This window comes from Ewingella sp. CoE-038-23, assembly GCF_040419245.1.
Lineage (GTDB): Bacteria > Pseudomonadota > Gammaproteobacteria > Enterobacterales > Enterobacteriaceae > Ewingella > Ewingella allii.
In genome coordinates this window covers 1-20,079 of sequence record NZ_JAZHOH010000001.1, presented here as the reverse complement: position 1 = coordinate 20,079, position 20,079 = coordinate 1, and the positions used below count along the sequence as shown (strand labels likewise).

The following is a 20,079-nucleotide window of genomic DNA, read 5'->3' as shown; positions in this document are numbered from 1 at the left end:
CATGTTAAAGATTGCTGATATGACTTTTACCTCGCGTCTGTTTACCGGAACCGGAAAGTTCGCCAGCGCGTCGCTGATGCAGCAGGCCCTTGCCGCGTCGGGCTCGCAGCTGGTGACCATGGCGATGAAGCGCGTGGACCTGCGCCGCGGCGGCGACGACATTCTTGCGCCGCTGCAAAAGCTGGGCGTCAAACTGCTGCCGAACACCTCGGGGGCGAAAACGGCTGAAGAGGCGATTTTTGCCGCCCAGCTGGCGCGAGAAGCGCTGGGCACTCATTGGGTGAAACTGGAAATTCACCCGGATGTGAAATACCTGCTGCCGGATGCCGTTGAAACCCTGAAAGCGGCAGAAACGCTGGTAAAACAAGGCTTTGTGGTGTTGCCTTATTGCGGTGCCGACCCGGTGCTGTGTAAGCGTTTGGAAGAAGTGGGCTGCGCGGCGGTCATGCCGCTTGGCGCGCCAATTGGCTCCAATCAGGGTTTGATCACCCGCGAGTTCCTGCAAATCATCATCGAACAGGCCCGCGTGCCGGTGATTGTGGATGCCGGAATTGGTACGCCAAGTCAGGCGGCGGATGCGCTGGAAATCGGCGCGGACGCGGTGTTGGTCAATACGGCGATTGCCGTCGCGGGCGACCCAATCGCCATGGCGCAGGCTTTCAAACTCGCGGTAGAAGCCGGCGCGCTGGCCCGCCACAGCGGTCTCGGCGGCAAACACCGCACGGCGTCGGCCTCCAGCCCGCTCACCGGATTCCTTTCTGCTTCGGCTGAGAGTGCCACATCATGAGTACTTTTACCCAAGTCTGGGAAACCCTCGACTGGGATGACCTGTCGTTGCGGATTAATAGCAAAACAGCTGGCGATGTCGAGCGCGCGCTTGGTAAAACGAAAATCAGTCGCGATGATTTTATGGCGCTGATCTCCCCCGCCGCGCTGCCCTATCTCGAGCAGATGGCGCAAAAGGCGCAGGCGCTGACTCGCCAACGCTTCGGCAACACGGTGAATTTCTTCGCCCCGCTCTACTTATCTAATCTTTGCGCCAACGAATGCACCTACTGCGGCTTCTCAATGAGTAACCGCATCAAGCGCAAAACGCTGGATGAAGAAGAGATTGACCGCGAGTGTGACGCCTTAAACAGCTTAGGTTTCAAGCACCTGCTGCTGGTGACGGGTGAGCATAAAAGCAAAGTGGGAATGGACTACTTCCGCCAGCATTTCCCGGCGATTCGTCAGAAATTCGATTCCCTGATGATTGAGGTTCAGCCGCTGTCGCAGGATGAATATGCCGAACTGAAAACGCTGGGGCTGGACGGCGTGCTGGTGTATCAGGAAACCTATCATGCGCCGACCTACGCCCTGCACCACCTGCGCGGGCAGAAGCAGGACTTTTTCTGGCGGCTGGAAACGCCGGACAGGCTGGGCCGAGCAGGCGTGGATAAAATCGGGCTGGGCGCCCTTTTCGGCCTCTCCAACAACTGGCGGACCGACAGCTATATGGTGGCGGAGCACCTGTTTTATTTGCAACAAACTTACTGGCAGACGCGCTACTCCGTGGCTTTCCCACGATTGCGCCCCTGTGCGGGAGGGATTGAGCCTGCGTCGATCCTTGAAGAGAATCAGCTGGTGCAGCTGATCTGCGCTTTTCGGCTATTTACGCCGGATGTCGAACTTTCGCTTTCCACCCGCGAATCGCCTTACTTTCGCGATCACGTGGTGCCGCTGGCGATCAACACGGTCAGCGCAGGATCTAAAACACAGCCCGGCGGCTATGCCGATGATGACCATCCCGAGCTGGAGCAGTTTGCTCCGCACGATAACCGTTCGCCAAAACGCGTGGCCGAGGCTCTGACGCTGGCTGGGTTGCAGCCGGTGTGGAAAGACTGGGACAGTTTCCTTGGACGCGCCTCGCAACAAAATGCTGATTCGCTGAGAGCCAAAACTATTATCTGAATAGGGATCGGGAGGCTGATAACCGGCCCTCGCCGATAAAAGTGGCAAAGGATAAGGTGTCTTTGCCGCGACAATTGTGCCGTGGCCGGAGCCAGCCATCCCGGCTCCGCCTCCCAAAAGCCGCCCTAAACTGGTCTCATCCCCGGTTCAGGGCGGTACCTCTTTGCCCCGCCACCAGCAAATTTTCCTTCTAGAGTGCGCTTTCAACAGGCAAAAAAAAACCGCCCCCGAAGGAGCGGTTTTCACGCAGTCTGCTATCAAAAACGATTACTCGTCGTTGTTACCAAAACCGGCGTTCAGCAATTCAGCCAAGTTAGCCGTTGCTTCGTCCGCGCTAACCTGCGGAACAACAGGCACTTCGCCCTGTGCTTTACGGCGAGCACGATCCTGATGATAAGCGTAACCGGTACCGGCTGGGATCAGACGGCCAACGATGACGTTTTCTTTCAGGCCGCGCAGTTCATCACGTTTACCCGCAACAGCGGCTTCGGTAAGAACGCGCGTCGTTTCCTGGAACGATGCAGCGGAGATGAAGGACTCGGTCGCCAAGGATGCCTTGGTGATACCCAGCAGGTCACGGGTGTACGTGGCCGTGATTTTGCCTTCAGCTTCCAACTGACGGTTAGCGATTTTAACGCGAGACATTTCTGCCTGCTCGCCTTCCAGGAAGTCGGTGCCACCAGCGCTAACGATGGTGCCTTTACGCAACATCTGACGAACGATAACTTCGATGTGTTTATCGTTAATCTTAACGCCTTGCAGACGGTAAACTTCCTGCACTTCGTTGGTGATGTAACGGGTAACCGCATGAACACCACGTAAACGCAGAATGTCGTGTGGAGATTCTGGGCCGTCAGATACAACGTCACCACGTTCCACAACTTCGCCTTCGAACACGTTCAGCTGACGCCATTTCGGGATCATTTCTTCGTAAGCATCGCTGCCATCCAACGGAGAAATTACCAGACGACGCTTGCCTTTGGTCTCTTTACCGAAGGAGATGATCCCGCTGATTTCAGCAAGGATTGCAGGCTCTTTCGGACGACGCGCTTCGAACAAGTCAGCAACGCGTGGCAGACCACCGGTGATGTCCTTGGTACCGCCGGATTCCTGAGGAATACGCGCCAAGGTGTCACCTGGGTGAATCTGAGTACCATCTTCCAGCTGTACAATTGCTTTACCTGGCAGGAAGTATTGAGCAGGCATATCAGTACCTGGGATCAATACGTCGTCGCCTTTGGCGTCAACAATTTTCAGTGCCGGACGCAGGTCTTTACCGCTACCAGTACGCTCTGCAGAATCCAGAACAACCAGTGAAGACAAACCAGTCAAATCATCGGTCTGACGGGTAATGGTCTGGGTATCAACCATATCAGCGAAGCGAATGAAACCGCCCACTTCACTGATTACAGGCATGGTGTGCGGATCCCAGTTAGCTACGGTTTCGCCGCCGTTAACTGCCTGACCGTCACCTTTGCCCATGATGGAACCGTAAGGCACTTTATAGCTTTCTTTGGTACGACCAAATTCGTCGATCAATTTCAGCTCGGTGTTACGAGAAGTGATAACCAGTTTGCCGTTAGCATTAGTAACGTGCTTGTGGTTGCTCAGCTTAATCGTACCGGTGTTTTTCACCTGAATGCTGGATTCTGCTGCCGCACGAGATGCCGCACCACCGATGTGGAACGTACGCATCGTCAGCTGAGTTCCCGGCTCACCGATGGACTGCGCTGCGATAACACCCACTGCTTCACCTTTGTTGATGATGTGACCACGTGCCAGGTCGCGACCGTAGCAGTTTGCACACACACCAAAATCGGTTTCACAGCTTACGACTGAACGTACTTTCACGCTGTCGACTGAGTTCTCTTCTAACAGATCACAGGTCTTCTCGTGAAGCAGGGTGTTACGTGGAACCAGAATATCCGCCGTACCCGGCTTAAGGATATCTTCAGCAGTTACACGACCCAGAACGCGTTCGCGCAGTGGTTCTTTAACGTCGCCACCTTCGATGACCGGAGTCATCATGATGCCTTCGTGAGTACCACAGTCGTCTTCGGTCACTACCAGGTCCTGTGCCACGTCAACCAGACGACGGGTCAGATAACCGGAGTTCGCAGTTTTCAATGCTGTATCCGCCAAACCTTTACGAGCACCGTGGGTCGAGATGAAGTACTGGAGTACGTTCAGACCTTCACGGAAGTTCGCGGTGATTGGCGTTTCAATGATGGAACCATCTGGCTTAGCCATCAGGCCACGCATACCGGCCAGCTGACGAATCTGTGCAGCGGAACCACGCGCACCGGAGTCGGCCATCATAAAGATGCTGTTGAAGGAAACCTGCTGCTCAACAACACCGTCACGGTTGACGACGTCTTCAACAGACAAGTTTTCCATCATTGCCTTAGCAACACGTTCGTTAGCTGCGGCCCAGATATCGATCACTTTGTTATAGCGTTCGCCAGCGGTTACCAGACCAGACTGGAACTGCTCCTGGATCTCAGCAACTTCGGTTTCTGCTTCTTCGATGATCTCTGCTTTCTTCGCAGGGATAACCATGTCATCGATACCTACTGACGCGCCTGAACGGGCAGCGTAAGCAAAACCGGTGTACATGATCTGGTCAGCAAAAATAACGGTCGGCTTCAGGCCCAAAATGCGGTAACAGGTGTTCAGCATTTTGGAGATAGCTTTTTTGCCCAACGGCTGGTTAACGATAGAGAACGGCAGACCTTTAGGTACGATCATCCACAGGATCGCACGGCCAACCGTAGTATCGATAATGGTCGTTTGGTGTACAGACTCGCCTTCAGTGTTTTTGATTTCTTCTGTAATACGCACTTTGACACGCGCATGCAGAGAAGCCAGACCGGCGCGGTAAATGCGCTCAGCTTCTTTAGGGCCAGTCAGAACCATGCCTTCGCCTTTGGCGTTAACACAGTCACGGGTCATGTAGTACAGACCCAATACAACGTCCTGAGAAGGAACGATGATTGGCTCGCCGTTCGCTGGTGACAGGATGTTGTTGGTAGACATCATCAACGCACGCGCTTCCAGCTGGGCTTCCAGCGTCAACGGTACGTGAACAGCCATTTGGTCACCATCGAAGTCGGCGTTATATGCCGCACAAACCAGCGGGTGCAGCTGGATTGCTTTACCTTCGATCAGAACCGGTTCAAACGCCTGAATACCCAAACGGTGCAGGGTTGGTGCACGGTTCAGTAGTACCGGGTGTTCGCGGATAACTTCGTCCAGGATGTCCCAAACGACAGCTTCTTCGCGCTCAACCATTTTCTTAGCAGCTTTGATGGTGGTCGCGAGGCCACGCAGTTCCAGCTTGCCGTAGATGAACGGTTTGAACAGTTCCAGAGCCATTTTCTTCGGCAGACCACACTGGTGCAGACGCAGGTATGGACCTACGGTGATAACGGAACGACCAGAGTAGTCGACACGTTTACCCAGCAAGTTCTGACGGAAACGACCTTGTTTACCTTTAATCATGTCTGCCAGAGATTTCAGCGGACGCTTGTTAGAGCCGGTGATAGCACGACCGCGACGGCCGTTATCCAGCAAAGCATCTACCGCTTCTTGCAGCATACGTTTTTCGTTACGTACGATGATGTCAGGCGCAGCCAAGTCCAGCAGGCGTTTCAGACGGTTGTTACGGTTGATAACGCGACGATACAGATCGTTCAGATCTGACGTTGCGAAACGACCGCCGTCCAACGGAACCAATGGACGCAAGTCTGGCGGCAGTACTGGCAACACGGTCAGGATCATCCACTCTGGCTTGTTACCAGATTGAACGAACGCTTCCAGCAGCTTGATACGCTTGGTCAGTTTCTTACGCTTGGTTTCGGAGTTGGTTTCGTTCAACTCTTCACGCAGCTGTTCGCACTCGGCTTCCAGATCCATGTTTTTCAACAGGGCTTGGATAGCTTCTGCGCCCATCTTGGCGTCGAATTCATCACCAAACTCTTCCAACGCGTCAAGATACTGCTCTTCAGTCAGGATCTGGCGTTTTTCGAGGTTGGTCATACCGCCTTCGATAACCACATAGGATTCGAAGTACAGTACACGTTCGATATCACGCAGTGGCATATCCAGCAGCAAACCGATGCGCGATGGCAAAGATTTCAGGAACCAGATGTGTGCAGTTGGAGATGCCAGTTCGATGTGGCCCATACGCTCACGGCGTACTTTAGTCTGGGTCACTTCAACGCCGCACTTCTCACAGATCACGCCGCGATGTTTTAAACGCTTGTACTTACCGCACAGGCATTCGTAATCTTTTACTGGTCCGAAAATACGGGCACAGAAAAGGCCGTCACGCTCTGGTTTGAACGTACGGTAGTTAATGGTTTCTGGCTTCTTAACTTCACCAAAAGACCAAGAACGGATCATGTCTGGCGATGCCAGAGCAATTTTGATCGCATCAAACTCTTCGGTTTTAGTTTGCGCTTTCAGAAACTTTAGTAAGTCTTTCACGGATTGGCTCCCGTCGGGTTAGACCTGTTAGGCACCTGTTGTCTATTGATAAACAGGCAGGTGCCCCTGTGATCATTGCGAATTCGAGTACTTACTCGTCTTCCAGCTCGATGTTGATACCCAGAGAGCGGATCTCTTTCAACAGTACGTTGAAGGACTCCGGCATGCCTGGTTCCATCCGGTGATCGCCATCGACGATGTTTTTATACATCTTCGTACGGCCGTTCACGTCATCGGACTTAACAGTCAGCATCTCTTGCAGGGTATATGCGGCACCGTATGCTTCCAGTGCCCACACTTCCATCTCACCGAAGCGCTGACCACCGAACTGAGCTTTACCACCCAGCGGCTGCTGAGTAACAAGGCTATAAGAACCGGTAGAACGCGCGTGCATCTTATCGTCAACCAGGTGGTTCAGTTTCAGCATGTACATGTAGCCGACAGTAACCTGACGCTCAAACTGCTCGCCGGTACGGCCGTCAAACAGTGTGATCTGACCAGAGGTTGGGATTCCGCCCATTTCAAGCAGCTGCTTGATCTCGGTCTCTTTCGCACCGTCGAAGACTGGCGTTGCGATTGGCATGCCTTTCTTCAGGTTTTCAGCCAAACGAAGTACTTCGTCATCGCTGAAGGTGCTCAGATCCACTTTCTGACGAACATCGTCGCCCAGGTCATACGCTTTCTGGATGAACTCGCGCAGCTTGGAAACTTCTTCATGTTTCTTCAGCATCGCATTGATTTTTTCACCAATGCCTTTCGCGGCCATACCCAAGTGGGTTTCCAGAATCTGACCAATGTTCATACGAGATGGAACGCCCAACGGGTTCAGAACGATGTCGACCGGCGTGCCGTTTTCATCGTAAGGCATATCTTCGATCGGGTTGATCTTGGAGATAACACCTTTGTTACCGTGACGACCAGCCATTTTGTCACCCGGTTGAATCTGACGTTTAACGGCCAGATACACTTTGACGATTTTAAGCACGCCTGGTGCCAGGTCATCGCCTTGGGTGATTTTACGACGCTTCGCTTCGAGTTTTTTCTCAAACACGGATTTCAGTTCGTCGTACTGTTCGGCCAGCTGTTCCAACTGGTTTTGTTTTTCTTCGTCGGTCAGAGACAGTTCGAGCCAACGATCGCGTGGCAATTTGCCCAGCTTATCGGCTTCAACACCGCCAGCAACCAATGCTGACTGGATACGTGCAAACAGGCCAGCTTCAAGGATCTGCAACTCTTCAGTCAGGTCTTTCTTAGCCTGCTTCAGCTGCATCTCTTCGATTTCCAACGCACGCTTGTCTTTTTCCACGCCATCGCGGGTGAAGACTTGCACGTCGATAACCGTACCTGAAACGCCGTTTGGTACACGCAGAGAAGAGTCTTTAACGTCAGACGCTTTCTCACCGAAGATAGCGCGCAACAGCTTCTCTTCTGGCGTCAGCTGGGTTTCACCTTTCGGCGTTACCTTACCAACCAGAATGTCGCCGCCGGTTACTTCAGCACCGATATAAACGATACCGGATTCATCCAGTTTAGAGAGTGCAGCCTCACCCACGTTCGGGATGTCAGCCGTGATCTCTTCAGGCCCCAGTTTGGTGTCGCGGGACACACAAGCCAGTTCCTGGATATGGATGGTGGTGAAGCGGTCTTCTTGAACGACACGCTCGGAGACCAAGATGGAGTCTTCGAAGTTGTAACCGTTCCAAGGCATGAACGCGACACGCATGTTCTGACCCAGTGCCAGTTCGCCCAGATCTGTAGATGGACCATCTGCCAGCACGTCGCCGCGCTCGATTGGCTCACCCAGATTCACACACGGCATCTGGTTGATGCAGGTGTTCTGGTTAGAACGGGTGTACTTAGTCAGGTTGTAAATGTCGATACCTGCTTCGCCTGGGTACATCTCATCTTCGTTAACACGAATAACGATACGGGATGCATCCACGTACTGAACAGTACCACCACGTTTAGCTACGGCAGTAACACCGGAGTCAACCGCTACAGCACGTTCCATACCGGTACCAACCAGCGGCTTATCAGCACGCAGAGTAGGAACCGCCTGACGTTGCATGTTCGCACCCATCAATGCACGGTTGGCGTCATCGTGTTCCAGGAATGGAATCAGAGAAGCACCAACGGATACGATCTGCTGTGTAGATACGTCCATGTAGTCAACTTGATCGCGGCTGAACAGGCTTGATTCGCCTTTGCTACGACAAGTGACCAAGTCTTCCAGGAAGCGGCCTTCGTCATCCAAGTTGGAGTTCGCCTGAGCGATAACGAAGTTGCCTTCTTCAATGGCAGACAGATAGTTAATTTCATCAGTCACCACGCCTTCACGCACACGGCGGTAAGGGGTTTCCAGGAAACCATACTCATTGGTCTGTGCATAAACAGACAAGGAGTTGATCAGACCGATGTTTGGACCTTCTGGCGTTTCGATTGGACATACGCGACCGTAGTGAGTCGGGTGTACGTCTCGAACTTCAAAGCCAGCACGCTCACGGGTCAAACCGCCCGGGCCCAAAGCAGAGATACGACGTTTGTGCGTGATCTCAGACAACGGGTTGTTCTGGTCCATAAATTGGGACAGCTGGCTTGAGCCGAAGAACTCTTTCACCGCAGCCGAAATCGGCTTAGCGTTGATCATGTCCTGAGGCATCAGAGTGTCGAGATCGCCAAGAGACAGACGCTCTTTAACAGCACGCTCAACACGAACCAAGCCTACGCGGAATTGGTTTTCAGCCATCTCACCGACAGAACGAATACGACGGTTGCCCAAGTGGTCGATATCGTCCACTTCGCCCTGGCCGTTACGAATGCCGATCAGTTTTTTCATTACCTGAATGATGTCGTCTTTGCTCAGGATGCCTGAACCTTCGATTTCATCACGCAGCAGAGAACGGTTGAACTTCATACGACCAACAGCAGACAGGTCGTAACGATCTTCAGAGAAGAACAGGTTCTCAAACAGGCTTTCAGCAGCTTCGCGAGTTGGCGGCTCACCAGGACGCATCATGCGGTAGATCTCAACCAGTGCGCTCAAGCGATCGCTGGTTGGGTCGACGCGAATGGTCTCGGACATGTACGCGCCATGGTCGAGGTCATTGGTGAACAACGTTTCGATGGTTTTGTGACCGGATTGGCTCAATTTAGCCAGTAAATCCAGAGACAATTCCATGTTCGCAGGAACAATCAGCTCACCGGTATTAGTGTCGATGTAGTCTTTAGCAACTACTTTTCCTGCGATGTATTCAACAGGAACTTCGATGCGCTGAATGTCGTCTTTTTCAAGCTGACGAATATGACGAGCAGTGATGCGGCGGCCTTTTTCTACATAGACTTTGCCGTCAGCTTCGATATCAAAGGAAGCTGTTTCACCGCGCAGGCGCTCAGGTACCAGTTCCATCTGCAACTTGTTGTCGCGGATCTGGTAAGTCACCTTGTCAAAGAACAGGTCAAGGATCTGTTCAGTGGTGTAGTTTAATGCACGCAGAATGATGGTCGCAGGCAGTTTACGGCGACGGTCAATACGTACAAACAGGTTATCTTTCGGGTCGAACTCGAAATCTAACCATGAACCGCGGTAAGGGATGATACGTGCGTTATAAAGCACTTTACCCGATGAGTGGGTTTTACCCTTATCGCTGTCGAAGAATACGCCCGGACTACGGTGCAGCTGAGATACGATAACCCTCTCAGTACCGTTAATCACAAAGGTACCATTTTCGGTCATGAGCGGAATTTCGCCCATATAGACTTCTTGTTCCTTGATGTCTTTGACCGTACCTTCTGGTGCTTCACGCTCATAGATCACCAGACGCAGTTTCACGCGCAGTGGCGCGGAGAACGTCACACCACGAATCTGGCATTCTTTAACGTCGAATACAGGCTCACCAAGACGGTAGCTAACGTATTGCAGCTCAGAGTTACCGCTGTAGCTCTTGATAGGGAATACAGAACGGAATGCAGCTTCCAGACCGTACTGGCCTTCCGGATCTTGCTCGATAAACTTCTGGAACGAGTCAAGCTGGATAGAAAGGAGATATGGAATATCCAGAACTTGTGGACGTTTACCAAAATCCTTACGAATGCGTTTTTTCTCGGTATAGGAGTAAACCATAGGGTTCCTCAGCTCGCTGATCAGTGACCCAATCTTGTCTGCCCTGAGAAGGACAGTTCATGCAACACCGTTTATGTCGACCGAAAAGCAGAGACGCTTTCCGCAATACCCGTTTCTATCACTCTTAAATCATTTCGTTGTGCATTATCTGTGGATGAGCCACAGCAAGGGGCATCAATATATTAAGTCGTCTATAGAAAGAGATATTAGAGTAGTTCAGTGTTCAAACAGTGTGAAACACCACTGACACTCTATAGCGCAAAAAGGCTGGTGACTAAAAAGTCACCAGCCATCAGTCTGTTAGGACAGACTGCACTCCGGGAAGTTAAACTTACTTAACTTCAACAGAAGCACCAGCTTCTTCCAGAGATTTTTTCAGTGCTTCAGCGTCGTCTTTGCTGATGCCTTCTTTCAGAGCTGCTGGAGCAGACTCTACCAGGTCTTTAGCTTCTTTCAGACCCAGGCCAGTAGCGGTACGTACTGCTTTGATAACAGCAACTTTGTTAGCGCCAGCAGCAGTCAAGATAACGTCGAATTCAGTTTTCTCTTCTACAGCTTCAGCAGCAGCAGCTGGGCCAGCAACGGCAGCAGCAGCAGAAACGCCGAATTTCTCTTCCATAGCGGAGATCAGTTCAACGATTTCCATTACAGACAGAGCTGCAACGCCTTCAATGATTTGTTCTTTAGTGATAGACATTTAATTGTTCCTAGAATTCAGAAATAGTTTATACGTAAGCATTTGAACGAGAAAAGAAAGGCTGATTAAGCAGCTTCTTTCTGATCGCGTACTGCAGCCAGAGTGCGAACCAATTTGCCAGCAGCGGCTTCTTTCATGGTTGCCATCAGGCGTGCGATTGCTTCATCGTAAGTAGGCAGAGTTGCCAAGCGGTCGATTTGAGCCGCAGAGATAAACTCACCTTCAAAGGCCGCAGCTTTAACCTCGAATTTTGCATTCGCTTTAGCGAAATCTTTGAACAAACGAGCAGCAGCGCCCGGGTGTTCAGAAGAAAATGCAATCAAGGTAGGACCGACAAACGTGTCTTTCAGGCACTCGAACTGAGTACCTTCAACGACGCGGCGCATCAGGGTGTTACGAACAACACGCATGTAAACGCCAGCTTCACGACCTGCTTTACGCAGTTCAGTCATTTTATCTACAGTTACGCCACGGGAATCCGCAACAACCGCAGACAGCGCGCCTTTGGCTACTTCCATGACTTCAGCAACAATCGCTTGTTTGTCTTGAAGATTTAATGCCATTAGCTTTTTGCTCCTGGATTTAGCCGGGGAAAATCCCCGGAACTCACATCACCTATAACCGAGATCGGAGATAGGCGTACAAACACGGTGAGCAGAGAATCCAGCAAAGACTATTCAAGTTCTTCATACTTTCTTTAAACAAAGAAAGACAAAGAAAAATTTTCTTCAGGCTCTGTCACCGTCTACGCAGGAAGGATTAAGTCCCTTGCGGGACACCTGCGGTCTTGGACGGAGGCCTGGATAGGCCAGGCTCCAACCGAAAAATTCTTGGTTTCGCGTTAACGAAACAACGGGCCATAGATTCTAGACAAATCCATCGCCCGCGTAAAGCGATAAACGTCAGCAGTTAATTAGTTAACTGTTGCGCTCAGGCCGCTTTGATCAATTGCAAGACCAGCGCCCATGGTAGTGGACAGGCTTACTTTCTTGATGAAAACGCCTTTAGCCTGAGAAGGCTTCGCCTTTTTCAGTGCAACCAACAGAGCTTCCAGGTTTTCTTTCAGCTTGTCGGATTCGAAATCAACCTTACCAATAGTGGTATGGATGATACCGTTTTTGTCGTTACGGTAACGAACCTGACCTGCTTTAGCGTTCTTAACCGCTTCAGCAACGTTAGGAGTTACAGTACCAACTTTCGGGTTAGGCATCAGACCACGTGGGCCCAGAACCTGACCTAATTGACCTACAACGCGCATTGCATCTGGAGAAGCAATAACAACGTCAAAGTTCATTTCGCCTTTCTTAATCTGATCAGCCAGATCTTCCATACCTACCAGCTCAGCGCCTGCAGCTTTAGCAGCTTCAGCGTTTGCACCTTGGGTGAAGACAGCAACGCGAACAGAACGACCGGTGCCGTTAGGCAGAACGGTAGCACCACGAACGTTTTGGTCAGATTTACGTGCATCGATACCGAGGTTAACGGCAACGTCTACACTTTCAACGAATTTAGCAGTGGCCAGCTCTTTGAGCAGAGCAACAGCTTCGTTAATGTCGTACTGTTTAGTAGCATCAACTTTGTCACGGATCACGCGCATGCGCTTGGTCAGCTTAGCCATCTATTAATCCTCCACTACCAGGCCCATGGAACGAGCAGTACCTTCGATAGAGCGCGCCATGGCCTCTACGTCAGAACCAGTCATGTCCGCAGCTTTGGTTTCTGCGATTTCACGAACCTGAGCAGTCGTTACTTTACCCACTTTGTCTTTGTTCGGCTTGCCGGAACCAGACTTGATACCAGCCGCTTTCTTCAACAGCACAGCTGCTGGAGGCGTTTTGGTAACGAAGGTGAAAGAACGGTCAGAGTAAACGGTAATGACAACAGGGATCGGCAGGCCTTTCTCAACGCTTTCAGTCTTAGCGTTGAATGCCTTACAGAATTCCATGATGTTAACACCTTGCTGACCCAGTGCCGGACCTACCGGTGGACTTGGGTTAGCCATACCAGCTGCAACTTGCAGCTTGACGTAGGCTTGTACTTTCTTGGCCATTTAAATTTCCTCAGTTGGGTAATATCGCCTGTTTGAAGAGGCTCCCCGTTATTTGCAGTACTTTTCTGTGCAGAGGCTGCACAGAAAAACAAAAGGCGCGAAATTATAGTTTAATTTCGCGCCCTGCACAACATCTGTTCGAACCGATGTTGAAAGAGTTATTAACCCTTTTCGACCTGACCGAAGTCCAGCTCAACAGGCGTTGCACGCCCAAAGATAGAAACAGACACTTTCAGGCGGCTTTTTTCGTAATCCACTTCTTCCACAACACCGTTAAAGTCAGCAAACGGACCGTCGTTAACACGGACCAACTCACCTGGTTCAAACAGCGTTTTCGGCCGTGGCTTATCGCCGACTTGTTGCAGGCGATTCATAATAGCGTCAACTTCTTTATCGCTAATAGGCGCCGGACGGTCAGAAGTACCGCCAATGAAACCCATTACGCGAGGAACGCTACGCACTAAGTGCCAGCTGGCGTCATTCATCACCATTTGAACAAGCACATAACCTGGGAAGAATTTGCGTTCACTCTTGCGACGCTGACCACCACGGATTTCAACAACTTCTTCCGTAGGAACCATGACTTCGCCGAACAGCTCTTCCATGTCGTGCAATTTGATGTGCTCACGCAGCGATTGTGCTACGCGGCCTTCAAAGCCGGAAAACGCCTGAACGACGTACCAACGTTTTTTAGGTGCTTCAGACATTTAGAACCTCAAGCCAGTAATAAAAGATACCAAGCGAACCAGAATACCATCTAGTCCCCACAGAATCAGTGACATAACGGCAGTTACCGCAGCAACGATCAGTGTGGTATGCAATGTTTCCTGGCGCGTAGGCCAAATTACTTTACGTACTTCGGTACGCGCTTCGCGCGCAAACGCAACTGTCGCTTTGCCTTTAGTCGTCAATAATGCCACTGCACCAGCGATAGCAATGATGACAACAACTGCCAGCGCACGTAACGGCAGGCTGTATGCACGGTAATAATAGTTACCGACAATAGCTACGACCAACAAAACGGCAACAACTAACCATTTTACCGCTTCCAGGCCGCGCCCGCTCCCTTGAGCCTCGGTATTCGCACTCATAAACCAACCCGTCACAATGATTCAGAACAAACAACTTTGCCTCGCATTGCGAGGCAAACCAAACCGATCGATGCTCTACAGTGAGCGCAACTCGGTGTTTTACGCTATATCTCAGAGCCTATCTCACCAATGATTATGACGTATAAATCGCTGATGAGATAGGTTCTAGCGCCACAGCGTAGAAAAGGGCATCGAATGATGCCCTTTTAGTGTGCATTGCGTCAACGTAAAGTGACAAAAAAGTATCAGCGATTAAGCGATAACTTTAGCAACAACACCTGCACCAACAGTACGGCCACCTTCACGGATTGCGAAACGCAGACCGTCATCCATCGCGATTGGGTGGATCAGGGTGACTACCATGTTGATGTTGTCACCTGGCATTACCATCTCTACGCCTTCTGGCAGTTCGATGGTACCGGTCACGTCAGTTGTACGGAAGTAGAACTGTGGACGGTAGCCTTTGAAGAACGGAGTATGACGGCCGCCTTCATCTTTGCTCAGGATATACACTTCTGAGTCAAATTTGGTGTGTGGTTTGATTGAACCTGGTTTAGCCAGAACCTGACCACGTTCGATATCTTCACGCTTGATACCACGCAGCAGAACACCAACGTTCTCACCAGCACGGCCTTCGTCCAGCAGTTTGCGGAACATTTCAACGCCAGTACAGGTAGACTTAACGGTGTCTTTGATACCAACGATTTCAACTTCTTCGCCAACTTTGATGATACCGCGCTCTACACGACCGGTAACAACGGTACCACGACCAGAGATGGAGAATACGTCTTCGATTGGCAGCAGGAATGGCTTGTCAATCGCACGCTCTGGTTCTGGGATGTAGCTATCCAGGAAGCCAGCCAGTTCGATGATCTTAGCTTCCCACTCTGCTTCGCCTTCCAGTGCTTTCAGCGCTGAACCACGAACAACTGGGATGTCGTCGCCTGGGAAATCGTAAGCAGACAGAAGTTCACGAACTTCCATTTCTACCAGTTCCAGCAGCTCTTCGTCATCAACCATGTCGCATTTGTTCATGAATACGATCATGAATGGAACGCCAACCTGGCGACCCAGCAGGATGTGCTCACGAGTCTGTGGCATAGGGCCATCAGTTGCAGCAACAACCAGGATCGCGCCGTCCATCTGAGCAGCACCGGTGATCATGTTTTTCACATAGTCGGCGTGTCCTGGGCAGTCTACGTGCGCGTAGTGACGGCTTGGGGTGTCATATTCAACGTGAGAAGTGTTGATGGTGATACCACGAGCTTTTTCTTCTGGCGCGTTATCGATCTGGTCGAAGGCACGAGCAGCACCGCCGTAGGTTTTAGCCAGAACGGTAGTGATTGCAGCAGTCAGGGTAGTTTTACCGTGGTCAACGTGGCCGATAGTACCAACGTTAACGTGCGGTTTTGTACGTTCAAACTTTTCTTTAGACATCGATTGTCCCTCTAAGACACGGTTAAATCGGTGGTATCACCACATCAACCAAGCATTTGCTTGATGAATTATTTTACAGAAAGAAAATCAGGAGGGAGAGAATTGGGAAGTGGTGCTGATAGGCAGATTCGAACTGCCGACCTCACCCTTACCAAGGGTGCGCTCTACCAACTGAGCTATATCAGCACATACTTGGAGCGGGCAGTGGGAATCGAACCCACATCATCAGCTTGGAAGGCTGAGGTAATAGCCATTATACGATGCCCGCATCCTGGAACTCGGCTACCTGATTGTTCTGAAGAACGAGAAGACGGGGATAAGGAAATGAGACACTTAACACCTCATCTTCACTTACAAAGCGCTTGGCCTCATAAGTTGCCTTAGTGATAAGGCTTGTTTGGTGGTGGGGGAAGGATTCGAACCTTCGAAGTCGATGACGGCAGATTTACAGTCTGCTCCCTTTGGCCGCTCGGGAACCCCACCAGATTTTAAGTACTTGATTGGTGCCGGCACCAAGAGTCGAACTCGGGACCTACTGATTACAAGTCAGTTGCTCTACCAACTGAGCTATGCCGGCATCAAGTGCTGCGCATTCTAGGGAGACTCGGCGGGGGATGCAACAAAAAAATTGCGACTTTTGCTCTATCGGTCATGTTTTATGCAAAAAGTGAGGAAAACAGCGTATCCAGGCCCTTTCTCGCCCAAATATTATGCAAAATGAATTTTTTAAGTTTTACCGCCTCTTGCTGGCCCTTGCCATCCACAGGCCCGAATCTGCTTGGCTCTGGAAACCCGAGCGGCGCTAATTATCCGTTATCTCTCTTTAATCTGTATTCAACACAGATATTTCCTTGAGATAACGCAAAGCAGCCTGCCAATCAGGATGCCAAGGTATAAAAATGCGGATTTATGACTTTAGTTAAAAATTTTTAACCCAATCAAAGAATTCGATAAGGTATAAGAAAAATGTCTACGACGAAAATTTAGCTGTCTATAATGGGCAGCTGGTTTACTGTCTGGACTTGGCGTGCGGCGCCTTTCCTGACCTGCGCTAACAGGCAGATTTTAACTTATGAATAAAAGAGACTTATCCTTGGCAACCCCTTATCTACAGTTCGACAGAGCTCAATGGGCAGCCTTACGTGACTCGGTTCCGTTAACACTAAAGGAAACTGAGATCGCGAAATTAAAAGGCATCAATGAGGATCTATCCTTGGAGGAGGTTGCGCAAATCTATTTGCCGCTTTCACGCCTTCTTAATTTTTACATCAGTTCGAACCTTCGCCGCCAGGCAGTCTTAGAGCAGTTCTTAGGCACGGATGGTCAGAAAATCCCTTATGTCATTGGGATTGCGGGCAGTGTCGCGGTAGGTAAGAGTACGACGGCTCGCGTTCTACAAGCCCTTCTGAGCCGCTGGCCCGAGCATAGGACGGTCGAGTTAATTACCACCGACGGATTCCTGTACCCGAATAAGACGCTGCAAGAACGTGGGATCATGAAGAAGAAAGGCTTCCCGCAATCTTATGATATGCATCAGTTAGTTAACTTTGTGTCAGAGGTTAAGTCCGGCGCCAAGAGCGTTACCGCTCCGGTCTATTCGCACCTGATTTATGATGTGATCCCAGATGGCAACAAAGTCATTGAGCAGCCAGACATTCTTATTTTAGAAGGTCTGAATGTCTTACAAAGCGGGATGGATTACCCACACGATCCCCACCATGTCTTTGTGTCTGACTTCGTCGATTTCTCTATTTACGTCGATGCACCTGCAGACCTATTACAAAGCTGGTATATCAATCGTTTCCTCAAATTCCGTCAGGGCGCGTTTGCCGACCCAGATTCTTATTTCCACCACTATGCGAAGCTGCCAGAGGAAGAGGCAGTGAAGATCGCTACGCAACTGTGGAATGAGATCAACGGGTTGAATTTAAAAGAGAATATCCTCCCAACTCGCGAGCGTGCTAGTCTGATAATGACCAAGAGCGCAAACCACGCGGTGGAGAGTGTTCGATTAAGGAAATGACAAAGGAGGGCAAAAGCCCTCCTTTTTAATGCAATCTAACTTCGACTTGTTACCTACCGCGCAGAGATATCTCGCCACCAATGTATGGCTTAATTACCCCGTCTTGTTCGAGCAGTAATGCACCTTGCTGATCGATACCTCGCTCAATGCCATGAATTTCCTGCTCGCCAATCAATAGCTTAACTGGGCGATCGATAAAATTATCCAGGCTGCGCCAGCGGCTAATGAACGGGGCTAACCCATCAATCTCAAACTGGCGCAGTGCCAGACGCAGCTCAGAGAGTAATGTCGCCGTGAGCTGGTTGCGATCGATATTCACGCCAGCTTCTTGCAGATTTATCCAACCTTGATCGATGCTATCGGCAGAGGGTTCACGCATTTTCAAGTTGATGCCGGCGCCAATAACCAGATGCGCCGCATCGCCGGTTTTCCCTGTTAACTCCACTAGAATACCGGCAAGTTTGCGATCTTTAAGGTACAGATCGTTTGGCCATTTAACGCGAACGTCCTCCGCCCCCAACTTTTGCAGCACTTCGGCCATAATGATGCCGATCACCAAACTCAGGCCCATTGCCGCAGCCGGGCCTTGTTCCAGCTTCCAATACATAGAGAGGTAAAGATTGGAGCCGAAAGGAGAGAACCATTTTCGCCCTCTTCTTCCACGGCCTGCTTGCTGATACTCCGCCACGCAAGCATCACCAGACGCCAGTGTGGTGATACGATCTAACAGATACTGGTTAGTTGAGTCGATAACAGGCAGCACGCTGACTCGTCCTTCCGGCAGGAAGGAGAGGATCTGCTGCTCGTCGAGCAATTGAATGGGTGCAGGCAGACTGTAGCCCTTACCAGGAACGGTAAAGATATCAACTCCCCAGTCCCTGACCGTCTGTATGTGCTTGTTGATGGCGGCACGGCTCATGCCTAACTCTGTGCCTAACTGCTCGCCAGAGTGGAACTCGCCGTCGGAAAGGATGGAGATAAGGTGGAGAGGTACGGTGATATCTTTCATGAAAGCGCCTCAACTGCGTTGACTTCACCCACTGACGATATAAAGCGAACCTCTGGCTCTAAATACACGCCAAAACGCTCTGCGACGGTTTCTCGCACCAGTTTTGCCAAAGATTTAATGTCCGCTCCGGTTGCGCCGTCTCTATTCACCAGCACCAGCGCCTGCTGTTGATGAACACCCGCGCCACCCAAGCTTGTTCCCTTCAGACCAGCCATTTCGACTAACCAACCTGCGGCAAGCTTAACCGTGCCGTCGGCCTGTGGGTAATAAGGCATGGCCGGATACTGGTTCTTCAGAGCATCAGCGATAAGGGCATCGACAATCGGATTCTTAAAGAAGCTCCCTGCATTCCCTGTCACTTTAGGGTCTGGAAGCTTGCTGCGACGCATATGACACACTGAATCGAATATTTGTTGCGGGGTTACGCTGACATCATCCAGACGGGTTAAATCACCGTAAGTCAGCTTTGGATGCCAATCCTTACTCAGCCGCAGCCCCACCGCCACGATAGCAAAACCATCGCGATACCCATGTTTGAAGATGCTTTCACGGTAGCCGAACTGGCATTCGCTGGCATCAATACGGCTAATCTCGCCGGTTGCTAAGTTAAGTAAGTCGACATAATCACAGACATTTTGCAGCTCAATGCCGTAAGCGCCAATGTTCTGAATAGGCGCAGATCCCACACAGCCAGGGATCAAGGCTAAGTTTTCGAGTCCGGGGATATTCTTCTCTAGCGTTGAAACGACTAACTGATGCCAATTCTCACCTGCGCCTACATGCAATAACCACTCATGATCATTCTCTTTAATATCAATTCCAAGAATGCGGTTCAGAACAATGTCACCAGAGAAATCATTTAAAAACAGAACGTTACTGCCTTCGCCCAATAATAAGAATGGCTTGTTCGATTTTTTGGCCTCAAGCCAGGCTGCTGATAATTCCGCGGGCGTCGAAGCCGTTATTACGGCGTTAGCATTAGCGTTGATAGCAAAGGTATTGAAAGCCTTTAAAGATGTACCTTGGATCGGCATAACCTAATTACTCATTCGTTACTCAATTGAGCCCAGTTTAACTGATCCCGTGGTTTACAGCGTATAGAGTTTGGCTGTGTTTTTTAGATAGGAAGGGTCTGTAGGGGGAATTAAGGAAGTTTTATTTACCGTTTCCCCATAGCAAGAAACCTCAGTCTTTCGACTGAGGTTTCTTACTTT

At 50.7% G+C, this 20,079-nt stretch carries 14 protein-coding genes and 4 tRNA genes; 3 read left to right on the top strand and 15 right to left on the bottom strand.

What is annotated here, in order from left to right; translation table 11 throughout:
- Nucleotide 1 precedes the first annotated feature (1 nt).
- Both V2154_RS00090 and thiH read left to right on the top strand, forming a co-directional pair.
- Entirely contained in the window at nt 2–787 is a 786-nt protein-coding gene (locus V2154_RS00090) for a thiazole synthase (RefSeq protein WP_353500573.1), read from the top strand.
- Nucleotides 784–1,950 (top strand): 2-iminoacetate synthase ThiH, encoded by a 1,167-nt coding sequence (gene thiH, locus V2154_RS00085; protein ID WP_437341983.1) that lies wholly within the window; start codon nt 784–786, stop codon nt 1,948–1,950. The genes V2154_RS00090 and thiH overlap by 4 nt, the downstream gene beginning before the upstream one ends.
- 267 nt (nt 1,951–2,217) lie before the next feature.
- Here the strand turns inward: thiH and rpoC are convergent, their stop codons facing one another.
- From rpoC to V2154_RS00020, 13 genes are all read right to left on the bottom strand, one after another.
- The gene (gene rpoC, locus V2154_RS00080) at nt 2,218–6,438 is read right to left on the bottom strand and encodes a DNA-directed RNA polymerase subunit beta' (RefSeq protein ID WP_353500572.1); all 4,221 of its coding nucleotides are present in this window, start codon (nt 6,436–6,438) and stop codon (nt 2,218–2,220) included.
- 91 nt (nt 6,439–6,529) lie between these two features.
- A complete protein-coding gene (rpoB, locus tag V2154_RS00075) occupies nt 6,530–10,558 on the bottom strand; it encodes a DNA-directed RNA polymerase subunit beta (RefSeq protein ID WP_034795009.1) in 4,029 nt (1,342 codons plus the stop codon).
- Nucleotides 10,559–10,889: 331 nt separating this feature from the next.
- On the bottom strand, nt 10,890–11,255 hold the full coding sequence (rplL, locus tag V2154_RS00070; RefSeq protein ID WP_034795006.1) for a 50S ribosomal protein L7/L12: 366 nt from the start codon (nt 11,253–11,255) through the stop codon (nt 10,890–10,892).
- A gap of 65 nt (nt 11,256–11,320) precedes the next feature.
- Entirely contained in the window at nt 11,321–11,818 is a 498-nt protein-coding gene (rplJ, locus tag V2154_RS00065) for a 50S ribosomal protein L10 (RefSeq protein WP_034795004.1), read from the bottom strand.
- 350 nt (nt 11,819–12,168) lie between these two features.
- The gene (rplA, locus tag V2154_RS00060) at nt 12,169–12,873 is read right to left on the bottom strand and encodes a 50S ribosomal protein L1 (RefSeq protein ID WP_034795001.1); all 705 of its coding nucleotides are present in this window, start codon (nt 12,871–12,873) and stop codon (nt 12,169–12,171) included.
- 3 nt (nt 12,874–12,876) lie between these two features.
- A complete protein-coding gene (gene rplK, locus V2154_RS00055; protein WP_034794998.1) occupies nt 12,877–13,305 on the bottom strand; it encodes a 50S ribosomal protein L11 in 429 nt (142 codons plus the stop codon).
- A 161-nt stretch (nt 13,306–13,466) separates the two neighbouring features.
- Entirely contained in the window at nt 13,467–14,012 is a 546-nt protein-coding gene (nusG, locus tag V2154_RS00050) for a transcription termination/antitermination protein NusG (RefSeq protein WP_009639145.1), read from the bottom strand.
- Nucleotides 14,013–14,396 carry a preprotein translocase subunit SecE gene (gene secE / locus V2154_RS00045; RefSeq protein ID WP_034794996.1) on the bottom strand — a complete coding sequence of 128 codons (384 nt, stop codon included), beginning with the start codon at nt 14,394–14,396 and terminating at the stop codon, nt 14,013–14,015.
- Nucleotides 14,397–14,648: 252 nt separating this feature from the next.
- Nucleotides 14,649–15,833: an elongation factor Tu gene (gene tuf, locus V2154_RS00040; RefSeq protein WP_353500571.1), complete on the bottom strand. Its 1,185-nt coding sequence runs from the start codon at nt 15,831–15,833 to the stop codon at nt 14,649–14,651.
- 110 nt (nt 15,834–15,943) lie between these two features.
- Nucleotides 15,944–16,019: transfer RNA gene (locus V2154_RS00035), tRNA-Thr, on the bottom strand.
- Between the two features lie 7 nt (nt 16,020–16,026).
- Nucleotides 16,027–16,101: transfer RNA gene (locus V2154_RS00030), tRNA-Gly, on the bottom strand.
- Nucleotides 16,102–16,231: 130 nt separating this feature from the next.
- A tRNA-Tyr gene (locus tag V2154_RS00025) sits at nt 16,232–16,316 on the bottom strand.
- 18 nt (nt 16,317–16,334) lie between these two features.
- A tRNA-Thr gene (locus tag V2154_RS00020) sits at nt 16,335–16,410 on the bottom strand.
- Nucleotides 16,411–16,905: 495 nt separating this feature from the next.
- On the opposite strand from V2154_RS00020, the gene coaA reads away from it, so the two are divergent.
- Nucleotides 16,906–17,856: a type I pantothenate kinase gene (gene coaA, locus V2154_RS00015; protein ID WP_353500570.1), complete on the top strand. Its 951-nt coding sequence runs from the start codon at nt 16,906–16,908 to the stop codon at nt 17,854–17,856.
- Nucleotides 17,857–17,905: 49 nt separating this feature from the next.
- Here coaA and birA read toward each other — a convergent pair whose 3' ends face one another.
- Nucleotides 17,906–18,865: a bifunctional biotin--[acetyl-CoA-carboxylase] ligase/biotin operon repressor BirA gene (birA, locus tag V2154_RS00010; RefSeq protein WP_353500569.1), complete on the bottom strand. Its 960-nt coding sequence runs from the start codon at nt 18,863–18,865 to the stop codon at nt 17,906–17,908.
- Nucleotides 18,862–19,899, bottom strand: a complete 1,038-nt coding sequence (gene murB, locus V2154_RS00005; RefSeq protein ID WP_353500568.1) for a UDP-N-acetylmuramate dehydrogenase — start codon at nt 19,897–19,899, stop codon at nt 18,862–18,864. The genes birA and murB overlap by 4 nt, the downstream gene beginning before the upstream one ends.
- Between the last annotated feature and the right edge of the window lie 180 nt (nt 19,900–20,079).